Annotated in this window: 9 protein-coding genes; 8 read left to right on the forward strand and 1 reads right to left on the reverse strand. The window is 60.0% G+C overall.

From position 1 onward, the window contains the following. Positions 1-239: 239 nt before the first annotated feature. Positions 240-1,787 (reverse strand): delta-60 repeat domain-containing protein, encoded by a 1,548-nt coding sequence (locus CRI94_RS15185; RefSeq protein WP_098077764.1) that lies wholly within the window; start codon positions 1,785-1,787, stop codon positions 240-242. A 586-nt stretch (positions 1,788-2,373) separates the two neighbouring features. Here CRI94_RS15185 and CRI94_RS15190 point away from each other — a divergent pair. The 8 genes from CRI94_RS15190 (at position 2,374) to CRI94_RS15225 (ending at position 12,911) form a co-directional block, all read left to right on the forward strand. Then, positions 2,374-2,853, forward strand: coding sequence for a hypothetical protein (locus CRI94_RS15190; RefSeq protein ID WP_098077767.1), 480 nt, complete (start codon positions 2,374-2,376; stop codon positions 2,851-2,853). Between the two features lie 186 nt (positions 2,854-3,039). Beyond that, complete coding sequence (locus CRI94_RS15195; protein WP_098077770.1) at positions 3,040-4,398, forward strand: type II secretion system F family protein; 1,359 nt, start codon at positions 3,040-3,042, stop codon at positions 4,396-4,398. A gap of 55 nt (positions 4,399-4,453) precedes the next feature. Next, a complete protein-coding gene (locus CRI94_RS15200; RefSeq protein WP_245846222.1) occupies positions 4,454-6,481 on the forward strand; it encodes a GspE/PulE family protein in 2,028 nt (675 codons plus the stop codon). Between the two features lie 235 nt (positions 6,482-6,716). Then, positions 6,717-7,334, forward strand: coding sequence for a hypothetical protein (locus CRI94_RS15205; protein WP_098077773.1), 618 nt, complete (start codon positions 6,717-6,719; stop codon positions 7,332-7,334). A gap of 45 nt (positions 7,335-7,379) precedes the next feature. Then, positions 7,380-8,003 carry a hypothetical protein gene (locus CRI94_RS15210; RefSeq protein WP_098077776.1) on the forward strand — a complete coding sequence of 208 codons (624 nt, stop codon included), beginning with the start codon at positions 7,380-7,382 and terminating at the stop codon, positions 8,001-8,003. Positions 8,004-8,047: 44 nt separating this feature from the next. Continuing rightward, positions 8,048-9,346, forward strand: coding sequence for a hypothetical protein (locus CRI94_RS15215; protein WP_098077779.1), 1,299 nt, complete (start codon positions 8,048-8,050; stop codon positions 9,344-9,346). Positions 9,347-9,726: 380 nt separating this feature from the next. Then, entirely contained in the window at positions 9,727-11,034 is a 1,308-nt protein-coding gene (locus CRI94_RS15220) for a type IV pilus twitching motility protein PilT (protein ID WP_245846223.1), read from the forward strand. Between the two features lie 53 nt (positions 11,035-11,087). After that, on the forward strand, positions 11,088-12,911 hold the full coding sequence (locus CRI94_RS15225; RefSeq protein ID WP_098077785.1) for a PilN domain-containing protein: 1,824 nt from the start codon (positions 11,088-11,090) through the stop codon (positions 12,909-12,911). Positions 12,912-12,928 lie beyond the last annotated feature (17 nt).

Raw genomic sequence — 12,928 nt, forward strand, 5'->3', positions numbered from 1 at the left:
GGAAAATGACGCTCTGTGTGCTTGATGTGACGCAACACACTTCATCCAAGTCGCGACACCCGAACACGGGTCTGGATGAGGGGACCGGGAGAAAAACCGATATGCGGTGCGCCACACCTACCGTCCGTCCTCATGCATGTATTGGGCGACCGATGCCTGAGGGAGCGGCTTGGATCTGGACGCATCGTTTCGCATGAACCGACCCGAGAACGGGCCCCTGAACCCGCGCAACCGATCGATCACTGGCCAAAGTCGACGGGGGCAGGGATCCGGCGTGGTGGACCATTCTCGCTCAGCCGAATTGGTACGTAAAGCCCAGTCGGAAGAATCGTCCAGTCCCGGTCGATCACGGCAAACCGAATCAGTTGAACGTCCGGCGCCCGGTGCTCGCCACCACGATGCTCACCGACCGCGGAGCCGATCACCAGAATCGTGTTGTCTCGAGCCGCCACAGCCTGCGTCCCACGCCAGCCGGACATCGCCTGAACAGTGAATGTGTCGGAGACAAAGTCAGGGTCTACCGCACCGTCGGGTGTGATGCGCACAACGCGCAGTTCGTGGCGTCCAGAGGCTGATCGGCCCGATGAAGGCGACGCGGCACTGATGTCCCGCCCGATCACGACGTACAGACTACCATCCGTGGAGCGCACGACACCCCGCGCTACGTGACTTCCCTCCGCCGCTATACGCACGGTTCCGTTTGTCCCGAACGCCGGATCGAGTCGGCCATCCGGCAGGTAGCGCAATACGACGGCATGGTACGTCCCTGGGTCGTCGATCTCGAAACCGCCGGGTTCACGGGGGCCGCCTGTCGTCGGAGATGTATCGACGACCGGGCCCGCGCCGGATGTCACTCCGCCCACAACCGTAACAGCCACCGCGATGCGGCCGTCCGGACCTACAACGGCCGACTGTGCCAGATCGACGCGTCCGGATACGGCGGTTGTGACCACCCCGTTGCGGCCGAAGGAGCGGTCGAGTTGTCCATCTACGCGGTAACGAGCCAGAACCAGATCGAACGTCCCGTTCTCGCTCCGACCAGCGGCTCCCGCGACGACAATCCGTCCGTCTGGTTGCTGCACGACGGTACGGCCCACATGACCGCGGTAGGGGAGGTCTGTCGTCACGACACCGTTTCGACCAAAGGTGCTGTCGCGGCGACCGTTTGCACGGAGTCCAACCAGAGCGATCTGCTCGTTTCGCGTTCCGGCTACGACCAGCCGGGTGTGCCCTCGCGTCTTGTGTTCGAATACGGCGTGAGCGACATCTGTACCGCCAAGATCAATCACGACAGATCCGTTGGTGCCGAAGGTCGGATCCAGCTCACCGTTCGGGCGAAAACGCACGACCAGGATGTTGTGGAGCTCATCTCCTCCGCCCTCGAAAACGCCGGCGACGACAATCCGGCCGTCCGCCTGCACCAGTACGCTCTGTCCATACTCAGAACGTCCGAGATCGACGGTTGACATGCCGCTGCTTCCGAACGACGGGTCGAGACCTCCGTCCTCGCGATACCGCAGCAATAGCAGGTTCGCGCCTCCCTGCCCCTCAAATGCGCGGCCTGTGACCCAAGCACTACCGTCTTTTTGCAGCGCCAGCGCGTATCCCACGTCTGCCCCTCCGGCCACATCGGTCGTTACGGCCCCGCCCCTGAAGCTTGGATCGAGGATCGCTCGCTGCTGAGCGTGGGCGGATGGCGCGTTCGTGCACAAGAACAGAACCCAAACAGGGACGAGCAGCGCGCAAGCCTTCGCCGCTACGCGCGACGGCAAGAACGAAACAGTCATGGCGAATGACAGAGCGGAAACGAGCGGAAGGGACGATGCAAAAGCCTGATCCAGACAGGCTTCTATGATCACCTCCTATCGCCGTCCCCACAAACCGTACATGGTTATTTCCTCTTCTGCCTCAGGCTCATTTTTCCCATTAATGGCGCAAAAACGCCGATCCAGAGACGCCAAGCACAACAACTATATACCTAAACCAAAATACATCAGGCAGGAATCGTCTCTAACAAAACCAGGTCCAGGTCAGCTGCAAGGCGATTTCAGGTTTTGGTAATGGATATCCGGAGCATGTAACAGAGCCACAGGATGATATACGGGGGAAGAATATACGATTGTCGATGCGTCTACACGCACCGGTTTACGCGCGATAATTACGTCCAAGAGATCGCCAATCATGCTTTGAGCCGAATGTGGCGTCGGTGTAGAATGGTGCTGCGCTGCTGAGGCAGCCTCCCCGCTCCGGGGATGTCAAACATCAACCGCCCCCGGGCGGAGACGCGCTTCCATTAACCGGCAGCGCCCCAACGCAGGCCCCGCTCAGTTCCAGCGCTTTCAACCCCTCTCTTATCTATAGCAACAATCAACCATGGGACAGCAGCAGCTTATCCTCCTCGTTCTCGCTACCGTTATCGTCGGACTCGCTACCGTCGTCGGCATCCGTGCCTTCTCGGAGAACTCGATCAAGTCGAACGCCGACGCCATGATGCAGGATGCCGTCCGCATCGCGAATGATCTCCAGGCCTGGAAGCAGAAGCCCGCTCCGTTTGGCGGCCAGGGCTCCGTCGATGCAACGGCCGCCGCCGACCCCGCGGACTTCACGGGTGCAGATTTCCGCCTGATGGGATACGAGTCCGCAAACGGCACAACCTACGAAAATCTAAATGGTAGCTACGAACTCGCAGCTGGCGTGATTACAGCCACCAATACGCAGCAAGGGAATATCGTTACGGTGGAAGTCTGCGGTCTCTCAGACGAGAACGTTGTTGGAGCCATCACGCAACTGGGTGGACAGGCCACGAATCAGACCGCAACGTGCACTCCCGCTGGAGGAGGTACAACCCCGTAATCGCTGAGTGAGGAGTTTTCTCTCAGTCACCCAAAGCGACGTGCGGTCCCCGCAGCGGGGCATCCCTGCCCGGGGACCGCATTGTTGTCGTTCCGACGCTCGACCCCGGCTTGCCGCTTGACTGCATGCCGGCGTCGGTCGTTCGACCGCCCTGTCACGCCCCCTGCATCTCCACTCCCTGCCGTCATGGCTGTCCGAGAATACCGATTTAGTGGTGTTAACACGCTGGGTGAACCCGTCCGCGGAACCGTGTTCGCGCCGAGCAAACGCGCTGCCAACAAGCGCATCGACGACCTCTCCGACAAACATAGTTTCCGCACCGACGAGGTTGAGCAACGTCGTACGTATCGGTACAAGGTGCGCGATGCGTCCGGGTCCATCGCATCCGGCGAGCAAAAGGCGTACAACCCCAACGAGGTCCGGGCCGCTCTGGAGCGCATGGGGCTGGAGGTCGTCAAGGTGGAGCGGAAGCTGCTCGACTTCCAGATGAAGCCGTCGAGCACGGACATCGTGATGTTCGTACGGCTCGCGGCCAACATGCTCCGGCGCCAGCTTCCATTCGACGAGATCCTGACGCTTCTCGCGGCCGACTCGTCGAGCAAGCCGCTGCGCCAGATGATGCGCGATCTGCAGTCGGATCTGAAGAGCGGGATGAATGCCCAGAACGCCTTCATGAAGCACCAACACGTGCTCGGCAAATTCACCGCGTACATGCTGGGCCTGGCCGCGTCGAGTGGCAACATGGCGGCGATGTTCGAGTCCACGGCTCGATATCTCGAGCGCAAAGACGAGTTCAGAAAAAGCGTTCGGAGCGCCCTGATTACGCCGGCCATCACGCTCATCGCGACGATCGCCGCCTTCGTGTGGTATATCTGGTACATCATTCCCGCGTACGCCGGGCTCTTTGCGGACTACAACATCACGCTACCTCCGCTCACGCAGATGTCGCTCGACTTTGCGTCGTGGATGGATGCCAACTGGATCTGGGTGACCGGCCTTCTCTTGCTGATCACCATCGCCGGCGTGGCGTGGTCGCGTACTACGCGCGGTCGATTTATCATACACAAGTACATGATCCAGATCCCGGTCCTGGGATCACTGCTGCATAAGCTCAACCTAGAGGTGTTCTGCCGCGTGTTTGCTGTTCTTTATAGCGGCGCCGGCGAGAACGAGGAGGTGATGAAGATCGCCGCCGAGGCTACCGGCAATTCGTACATCGAGCACCAGGTCAAAACGATCACCGTGCCGATGATGATGGCGCGCGGCACCGACCTCATCGAGGCGATGCAGGCGTCGGGGGTCTTTACCCGCATGACGATTGCCCGCTTCCGCTCCGGGTCCGAGACGGGCGCCGTCCGCGAAAGTGCAGAGGAAATGGCGGAGTTCTACGAAAAGGAGACGACGCTCAAGCTGGAGCAGACGGTGGAAACCATCAAGACGGGCGTGGCCATCATCATTTCGCTGATGGTTGGCCTCCTGACGGTTATTTCGGCCGAATCGGCGCTGATCCAGCCGAGCAGCTCCGACATCATGTTCCAACGATAACCCATCGCACGAACTGCTGGAATCGACCTTCGCCTGCACCGATTAGCCTCCTCTCATGGAACCGACCAACTACCGTCTCCGCACCATTCTCGACATCGCGGAAGCGACGTCACAGGATTCGACGCCCGATGCGGACGAATCTGTGTCGAGCAATGGCGTAGAGCACGCCCCCAGCCCTCTTCTGCCTCAAGACACGTCAAACCGGGTCGCAAACGGTGACAATCCAAGTGTCTCGAAACCACCGAACGATGCTGAATCGCTAGATCTCTCTCGACTGCCGCAGAGTGCGCAGCGCGACCGCGTCGTGATGCAGCTTCTCAAAAGCGGCGACATCTCTGTTCTGCATGCCCGCGAGGCCGTCGACCTCTGGGAGAAACAAAAAGAGAGTGAGATGCTGTGGCGCGTGCTGGCCCGGCATCCGCGGGTAGACCGTGACGCGGTCTTCCGCACGGCTGCTTCGACCTACGCCTTTCCGGCAGAAGCAATCGATCCGGATGCCATCAACACGGCGTTCGTGAAGCAGACGGTGGAGTCGCTCACCCCCGACCAGCAGGATCGGATGCTTGCCTTCCGCCTGCTGCCGCTTCGCCATCAGGAGGACGCTCAGCGTGGGATCAAGAAGCTCGTTTTTGCCACGCACGACCCGATGAAGCCCGAGGCATTCCGCCTCATGCAGGAGGCAGGCGTACAGCACTTCGAGCTACGCTACGCGCCGGAAGCGGAAGTTGCCGACCTGCTGGATGAGCTCTTCCCCCGCCGCAACGAGTACCTCGAGCGGATCGAGGCCGACGAGAGCGCACAGGCATTCGATTTCGGCGCGAGCTACGAAGAACAGGGATCTCGCCTGATCGACGAAGATCAGCTCGAAGCAGAGATCAACCGGTCGGCACTCATTAACCTGTTCGAAGCGACGCTGGTCGAGGGCGTACGTGCTGGCGCATCTGACGTGCACATCTTCCCAAATGAGCAGCGGCAGACGGAATTCCACATGCGAGTCGACGGCGTGCTAAAGCTCTGGCACACCCAGGACAAGGTCCACCCGGAGTCGATGCTCGCGGTCGTCAAAGATCGCTGCATGAACGTCGACCGATTCGACCGCGATGCTGCACAGGACGGCTACATCCAGCGAAACGTCGACAACAAGCTCATTCGTTTCCGGGTGTCGATCCTGCCAATTGCGACGGCCGACCGCGAGGTCAAGTCGGAGAGCATCGTCATCCGTATTCTCGACGACTCGAAGGTCTTCACAGACCTCTCCGCGATCAACCTGCACCCGACCGCGCTCAAGCGATTCGAGAAAGCCGTCAGCCAGCCGCACGGCATGGTCATCATGACCGGGCCGACCGGCTCGGGCAAAAGCACGACGCTCGCTGCGGCCTTGCACGGCGTCATCAGTCCGCAGCGAAATGTGCTCACGGTCGAGGATCCGGTCGAGTACATCATTCGCGGTGCGCGCCAGATCAAGCTCGGTCCGCGGCTCAACCTGGAGAGCGCCCTACGCTCGATCCTGCGCCACGACCCCGATGTCGTTATGGTCGGTGAGATGCGCGACCGTCCGACGGCGGAGCTCGCGATTAAGCTCGCTAACACGGGTCACCTGACCTTCTCGACGCTGCACACAAACGACGCGCCGAGTGCCGTGAGCCGCCTCTTCAAGATGGGCGTCGAGCCGTTCCTGATCGGCTACGCCATCAACCTCGTCGTTGCACAGCGACTACTCCGCAAGCTCTGCCCGACCTGTCGCGAGGTGGAGTCGAACCCCGACCGCGTGCTTCTCCGCGAACTCGGGTTTACGGATGAAGAGATTGCCGGCATGACGCTCTACCGTGCGGGGCATTCACCCAACTGTCGAACGTGCGGCGGTCAGGGCTACAAGGGGCGCCAGGCGATCGCCGAAGCGCTCTACTTCTCCCGCGCCATCCGCCACCTCATCGTTGAGGCCGGTAGTTCGATCGATGAAGACGCGATCCGCGATACCGCTATCGCCGAAGGCATGCTGACGCTGCAGGCCTCTGCGCGCGAAGTCGTCAAGCGCGGAGAATCCTCGATTGATGAAATGATCCGTGTCGTGTCCACCGAATGAGGGAAAGGGGGAATGCGAAATTTGGAATGCGAAGTTCGAAATGCGAAGTTCGAAATGGGTGCCGATTCAAGCGTTACCGCTGGATGCAAGAGGCATGAGAGTGTGAGGATTTGAGGGTCAGGATGTGCAGGTTGGCATGCCCCAGCCGCCCTACCTCTTAAATTTTAACACCCCACCCAAAGGACGCCACGCAACCCCAGCCCTCACAACTCATCACTCACAACTCGCACCTCACATGCATCTTCTCTACTCCCTGATCTCCGTGATGCTCGTCGGTGTCCTGGCGCTCAGTGCCATGCGGATGTCGGCTCAGTCCGAGCAGCGCATGCTGAGCAATGAGATCATGACGCAGGTCACCGGTGTCGCAGACGAGGTTTTTGACCATGCCGATGACTACTGGTTCGACGAGCGAGTGAATGAGTCTAACTGGCACATTCAGCCCCCCATTTTCCCGATCATCACAACGAGCCAGACCGGCGAGCTCACGTCAACGACCGCGGCCCCGAGCACGGGAATCGATGGCTGGGGTGGGTGCTCCGCTGCGATTTACACGGACGATATCAACATGGGCAAAAAGCGGATTCAGAATCCGACCCGCCCCGAAACTTGCGATGATGTCGACGATCTCCACGGGCTCCAACTCGACATCGAACGCGACGGCTTGCGCTACGCCATCGATGTGGCTGTAGAGTACGTGGACCCGAACAATCCGACCGTCGCCACCGCATCGAAGACGTTCGCCAAGCGGATCAATCTCACAATCTCGCTTGCCGACTATCAGTTTGGCAGCAATCCATTACAGGTCGAGATGTCGCGCATTTTTACGTACGAGCGCATCACGACCACGCCGTAGTTACCCTAATCTCATCTGCCTCCCTGCTCGCGATAACAGATTGCCATGAGTATCTGGATTGAATACTTAACGGCTGTTGTGATTGCGGCGTTTATCGCCGTAACGCTCTTTTCGGTGCAGATGCGGTCGCAGGAGGTGTCGATGGACGCCACGCAATATCGTGCTGCACGAACGACTGCTGCCGACATCATCGAGATGATCGAGTCGGATCTAAAAAACATGGGATCCCAGCATCCAGGGACATCATCGAGCGGCCTGTACTCCTTCCCGGGAGGCGCCACATTCGGCATCATCGCCGCCCCGGACACGGCCAGTACCACCCGAACCTTCCGGTTCTACGCGCAACAGGAACGTGGGACGGCGCCACGTACGATTCAGTACCAGTGGACCGAAGTCGACAGCGTGACACTCTCTACAGGCGCTCGCCTGCCGGTCTACGATTTCACGCGAACGGTGGATGGCGTCGTGGACGGACGGAGCACAGGCATCCTGACGCGCCTCACCTTCAACTTGCTCGAGTCCCCCGGCAACGCCATTACCAACCTCGAGAACACGAGACAGATCTTTGTGGAAATGCGTGCCATCACGCCGCTGGGCGAAGCACGCACGATCAAAGAAACGCGCTGGACGAGCACGATCCGTCCGGCGGCGCTAACCATCGAAGGATAGCCGCCGACCTCTCTCCGAGACCCGTTTGACCGACGAAAATAGCTATGGAACGCATTGTTCTCTTCCTCGTGCTCGGCGCCTTCTTTTCTGGTTCCCTCTACGCGCTCAACGTAGAGACGAACGCTAAAGACGCCGACGAAGCGCTCAACCGATATCAGTATAAAGAGCTTGCTCGTGAAGCCGCGACAGCCGGACTCCGCCGGACCGTGGGACATCTCGCTTCAGATGCACACGGATCGTGGGCCTCGAGCGCAACGGCGTACGACCTGTCGTCGACGCCGTACGGCTCCGGCTCGTACGAAGTGGACGTGCAGCCCGTCGGGGCCACAGGGGACACGGTGGATGTGTACGTCCTCGGAATCAACGGTCCCGACTCCATCCGGATCGATGCGCGCTATGAACGGGCGCTGGATACGGGTGGCATTCCTCCCGCCTTCCGGTCGGTGATCTTGACAAACGACGTGATTCAGCTCAGCGGGAATATCCACATCTCGTCCCTCGACCCGAACTACAACGCCAACATCCATACCAACGGCACGCTTTCTACAAACGGAAATGCGTTCGAAGTACAGGGGTATGGGTCGTACTCCGACCCGAATGGCAACGCAACCAATCAGGAGGATAATTTCGTTCCAGGCGTAGACTACAACGGAGAGGAAAGCAACGTCATACAGGTCCCGGAAATCTCGATTCCGGACGCCGTTCTCGAACCAACGCATCCCGATGTCACCTGGGTCGATACACTCGTCAACCTGGATTACGGTGCTGCTGGCAATACTGTACAGGTCATCGACATCCAGGACAAGGTCTACAATGCCACCAACGGGCTCTGCACAACAGGAAAAATCCCCGCGAGCAAATGCTACGATAACGGTTCGCCCGTTCTCGGCACCACCGAACCGTTCGTCTGGTGGGTCGCAGGAAACGTTCAGCTTCAAAACGTCCAGATCGACGGCTACACCGTACTGTACGCGGATGGCCAGTACGATGTCAACGGCACGGTCGCCGACGGAGACGGCATGATCATCAAGGACGACATCATCGGTGGGCTGAGCCCGGAAAACCAGACCACGTTGATGCTACGCACACCCGGTGACATCAACGTCTACGGCAACGACCAGATCGTCGCAAGCATCTGGGCGAATGGAGAAGTCACCTTCCACGGCACGCCGGACCTGACCGGAAATATTCTTTCTCCGCAGGCTAATTTTGAAGGCAATGGCACCTTCAACCTGATGTATGCAGCACCGTCAACGCTCATTACATCACCGGGCTATTCGAATATCGACCCGGTAGGTCCCATCCTCATCGGCTATGCGGAATGGGACGAAGAGCATCTGTAGAAAACCGCTGCAAGACGGAGTTTCAGAACGGTCCGATGTGTGTCCTGCCTTCTCGCAGAGCGCCTTCGGACCGTTCTATCATCCATCCGTCATGCCGACATTTGAGCAGGCTAACTCGTTCACCCGCTACGGTTGGACGAGCCTTGAACGGGCGCATCGGCGCCGCGAAACGGCCCGCCGGATAAACGCATGCTCCTTCGGATGAATCACATGCGCCAAAAGCGACAGCAGGGCTTCCAATGTCCCCGCGATGGCGAGTCGGTACGGCGCATGGATCTTTCGTTTGCGGATTGACCGAGTCGGTCCACCGGATGTCTTAATTGGGGGCGCCGTGAACGAACATACGATTGTTCTTCTCCCCCCTTGACGCACTCGATTCCGTGACGCCACCACTCACCCCCTCTGCGACGACCTCCGCCGCCCCGGCAATGCAGCATGACTCGAGCGGCAACGGTGCGTCCATTTCCCCGATTCACATTCCCACCTCCTTCGCAGCGCTGGCACAGCAGGCGCCGCCCGATCTCCACGGCATGATGCGCATGCGCTGGCTGGCCGCCCGCCTCAACCAGCTTCCGGCGGCCGATCGCCGGCAGGCTCGCGACGACTTTGACGTGCTCGCCGAACGGATGGTCACGCTCAACGCATCCGACCTCGACCTGGGCGGACCGGCTTCAGAGAAAAACGCCTGGTTCCGAGTGGATGGACGCAAGACCCCGCATCCCGATCTTGGCACATTCGAGATCGAGGCAACGGACGTCTGGATCCTCTGCGTCCTCGTAGGGCATCAGCGCAAAATTCTCCTCGAGCGATTCAGCGTGGATTTCAGCTACAGTCTAGCGCTGAATGAAGACGAGCCCGATCGTCGCTACCGAACGACGGTCTACTTCGACAACCAGCACCTCGCGCTCTCGATGCGACTGCTGGCGTGGAAACCGCGGGCCCTACGCTCGCTCGGCTTCCACCCGATTATCGAGCGCGGCTTCCTCTTTCGCTACGTGCGAGATGGTCTGACCCTGTTCACGGGCGTCACGGGCTCCGGTAAGAGCACGACACTGGATGCCATCGTGCACGCCAACAACGAGGATACGGAAGCGCACATCCTGATCGTCGCGCAGCCGCTCGAATACATCCATACGTCCAACAAGTGCATCATCCGGCACCGCGAGGTCGGAACGGATGTCGCCAACTTTGTCGACGGAATGGTCCAGGGCCTTCGGCAGGATCCGGACATCGTGATCGTGGGCGAGATGCGTGACCCGGAGACGATCTCCACGGCCATGGAAATGGCCGACACCGGCCACAAAGTCTTCTCCACGCTACACACGGGAAGCGCCATCGAGACGATCGACCGCATCGTCGCGGAATACCCGTCGGAGGAGCAGGACCGTGTTCGACACCGCCTTGCCGACGTGCTCCGCTGTGTCGTCTCGCAGAAACTGCTTCCGTCTGTCGGGGGCGGGCGAACACTCGCGAAGGAGGTCCTCTGGATGACGCCCGCTGCCCGTGCTGCCATCAAGAATGGCAACACCCCCGAAATCTACCAGATGATTTGGCAGGGACAAGATCAAGGCATGATCACGCTGGAGCAGGACCTTACGCGTCTCGTCCGCCAGGGCGAGGTGACGACGGAAACGGCCCTCAGCTATGCCAACAACAAGCGTCGTCTACTCCAGCTGATGCGATCCTGATCTCCACATCTTCCTGCTCGAACGCCCCCTGCCTATCCTGACCCCCGATTCCGATGTCTGAATCTACGACACGTTCTGTACTTGGCATCGCCCTGATGCCGCAAACCATTGAAGCCGTCCTCCTGCGCGTCGAAGAGGAGGAGCCCGTGATCGTCCGGCGCTTCGCCCGACCACGGCTTCGATCCGGCGAGCGCGCCATGGCGGAGGATTTCGCCACTTCTCTACCCGGCCTGAAATCGAGCGAGGACACAGACTTTACGCTCCAGGTCGGTTCAGGAGCCGGATCTCTGCAGGATGATCTCGACCTGGACCTGGACCCGAGCCTGCAAAGGATGGGTGGATCGGACGTAGCGTCCGGCGATGGCTCCCCCATGCAGGGCGAACGCTCGGGACCGCGTGTTTTTCCAGGGGCCCTGTCCGAAATCCTGAAGGAGTGCGAACACCTCGGCCACCCGAATCCGAAAATCATCTTCGTTGCCGGTCAACCGGATATTGCTCACGTCGAGATCTCGGGCGACCCGGAGACGATGGCGTCGTCGCAGAACTGGATGGACGCAGCTGTCAACTTCCTCCCATTTGGCGGAGATAAGAGGGACTCGGGGCTGACCGCTGCCCTTCGCTCGGCATACGCGGGTCCACTTGACACGAAGCGCGTCGGTTTCCTGCCGATGACGCCGACAGAATCGGGGACTCCTCGCCACCTCGCGCTCATCCCCACGCCAAGCGACAGTGTGACGCCCACAGCAAATGTTGCGTTTGGACCGCAGAGCGACGTCAGCGGGTCGGTATCCCGACTCGATGCCGAGATTACCCTGCACGTCGACACTGTGCAGCGCTACCTCGTCCCGGACGAGGACCATACAACGGCCCTCGTACGGGTCGGGTCGGAGGACACGCTCATTCTATTCATGAACGGACCGGACTTGCTCCATGTCGAGCAACCACGGTCGCTGACCTCGTACGACGCACCGGATACCATCGCATCGCGCGTCCTCCTCTACCAGGACGAGCAACAGATTGATGGGATTGACGCCGTCGTTCTTGTGGGTGGGACCAAGGACGACCGTCTTGTTCGAAGCTTCCGCACGCTCTTTCCGGATGCAGCCGTCGGTCGTCTCCATGAGCTCCTCGTGGGCGAGCATGTGGCTGGCAACCCCGACATTCTGGCGATGCTCACCCCAGACTCCGGCATCGCCATTGCTGCAGGCCTTCGCCTGATCAAAGGTCCCGGCGACGACCTCAACCTCATCGGGGTCACGACGCGCCAGAAAAAGCGGACGATGCCCGTCTTTGCCTGGCACACGGTCCTCATGCTCCTCGCTCTTATCGGGGTTACGCTCTTCTTCGTTTCGTCCTACGTCAGTCAACGGAGCGAAATCTCCGAGCTTCGCAATCGCATTGAGGCAAACCCGGTCGCTCTTCCCGACATCTCCCCGGCCGATTTGCAGCAGCGTGTCGATAGCCTGAACGCCGTTCATGCTCAGTATGCGCGCTCGCTGTACGTCCTGGACTCTCTTCTCGTCGGCAGCACCGAATGGAGCACGTCTATCGAGCGAACGGCCAACCAGACCGAAGCGATCGAGGGCATCTGGTTCGAAGAATGGTCGATCAAGCCGAACGAGTTGACGATCCGCGGGAATGCGCTGGATCGTAACCGGGCCGCGACCTTCGCCCGCAACCTGGAAGGAGTCGTGCACGAGGTCGTCTACGCCGACATCGAAGATCGCCGTGTCTATCAATTTGAGATCACGATTCCGCGAATGACAGAGCTTCCGGAAGCAGCGCGCTATCTCCGAGAGCGAAATCTCGATTCAGACGCTGCTGAATCCATCGTATCGGCCAACACAATCGACGCGAGCGGACCCTCCACGCCGTAACCCGCTGCCCCTTCGGC

This window comes from Longibacter salinarum (assembly GCF_002554795.1).
In the GTDB taxonomy this organism is placed as follows: Bacteria; Bacteroidota; Rhodothermia; order Rhodothermales; family Salinibacteraceae; genus Longibacter; species Longibacter salinarum.

Bases quoted from the DNA above. Each gene is read 5' to 3' on its own strand.
- CRI94_RS15185 (WP_098077764.1), bottom strand. From the start codon at position 1,787: ATGACTGTTTCGTTCTTGCCGTCGCGCGTAGCGGCGAAGGCTTGCGCG.
- CRI94_RS15190 (WP_098077767.1), top strand. From the start codon at position 2,374: ATGGGACAGCAGCAGCTTATCCTCCTCGTTCTCGCTACCGTTATCGTC.
- CRI94_RS15195 (WP_098077770.1), top strand. From the start codon at position 3,040: ATGGCTGTCCGAGAATACCGATTTAGTGGTGTTAACACGCTGGGTGAA.
- CRI94_RS15200 (WP_245846222.1), top strand. From the start codon at position 4,454: ATGGAACCGACCAACTACCGTCTCCGCACCATTCTCGACATCGCGGAA.
- CRI94_RS15205 (WP_098077773.1), top strand. From the start codon at position 6,717: ATGCATCTTCTCTACTCCCTGATCTCCGTGATGCTCGTCGGTGTCCTG.
- CRI94_RS15210 (WP_098077776.1), top strand. From the start codon at position 7,380: ATGAGTATCTGGATTGAATACTTAACGGCTGTTGTGATTGCGGCGTTT.
- CRI94_RS15215 (WP_098077779.1), top strand. From the start codon at position 8,048: ATGGAACGCATTGTTCTCTTCCTCGTGCTCGGCGCCTTCTTTTCTGGT.
- CRI94_RS15225 (WP_098077785.1), top strand. From the start codon at position 11,088: ATGTCTGAATCTACGACACGTTCTGTACTTGGCATCGCCCTGATGCCG.